This window comes from Priestia sp. P5_B4 (assembly GCF_056400385.1).
Map to the genome: position 1 here is coordinate 1 of NZ_JBFULJ010001245.1, position 846 is coordinate 846.

Annotated in this window: 1 protein-coding gene and 1 pseudogene; one reads left to right on the forward strand and one right to left on the reverse strand. The window is 38.8% G+C overall.

Annotated features, from left to right (window positions below):
• The first annotated feature begins 72 nt into the window (after positions 1–72).
• Positions 73–513, forward strand: a complete 441-nt coding sequence (locus tag AC1DRF_RS30235; protein WP_162214579.1) for a cell wall hydrolase — start codon at positions 73–75, stop codon at positions 511–513.
• 141 nt (positions 514–654) lie between these two features.
• Here AC1DRF_RS30235 and AC1DRF_RS30240 read toward each other — a convergent pair.
• Positions 655–846: pseudogene (locus tag AC1DRF_RS30240) on the reverse strand (hypothetical protein); the annotation flags it as partial.

Genomic DNA, 846 nt, shown 5'->3' on the forward strand with positions numbered 1-846 from the left:
CAGCTATTGTTATTTTAGGGACAGTGACATCAAGACTGGCTTTTTTTCATAGTAYATTTTTGGGGTGAAAAAATGCCAAGAGTAAATTATCGAGATTCAGACGTTGCTTTAATGGCAAGGATGATGAGAGCAGAAGCTGAAGGCGAAGGAAAACAAGGAATGCTGTATGTTGGAAATGTCATTGTAAATCGTCTTAAAGCAAACTGTTTAGATTTCAAGGATTTAAGATCCGTTCCGCAAGTTATTTATCAGGTGCAGGGAGGCAACTATTCGTTCGAAGCTGTTCAAAAAGGAAACGTATTTTATCAAAGAGCAAGAGGTGTTGAAAAAAGGTTAGCCAAAAAGAATTTGGATTATTGGAGAGAACACCCGGGGAAATATGCACTGTGGTACTTTAATCCATCCGCTCCATGCCCTCCAACCTGGTACGGTCAACCCGCTTCTGGTCAATACAAAAATCACTGTTACTACGAGCCAAAGCCCGGAACATGCGCTAGCGTTTATAACGGATAGATAGCTTAGAAAATATGCTGCAGTCTGAAAGTCTAGCCTCAAATCCAAACCTTTAGCTGCAGGTGACAAGGTAGTCGTTCTTCATATAATAAGAGAAAGCCCTCTTTTAATAAAGGGGGCTTTTGCTAATTGATGCATTTCTCATTGTGCTTCAAATTTTATGTTTTTACCAGCAGCAAATTCGGATTGATCCTTCGCTTTTGTATCCTTTACCACCCAGGACGTCTTTACCTTAGCTGCTGATAAAATTTCTTTAATTTGCTTATCGTTTAAGCCTTTCGTATAAAGGACAAATTCTCTTGTATAGATGTTTTTATTTTCTTGCTCTTCATC

Coding starts and splice junctions, on each gene's coding strand:
- AC1DRF_RS30235 (WP_162214579.1), top strand. CDS start 73: ATGCCAAGAGTAAATTATCGAGATTCAGACGTTGCTTTAATGGCAAGG.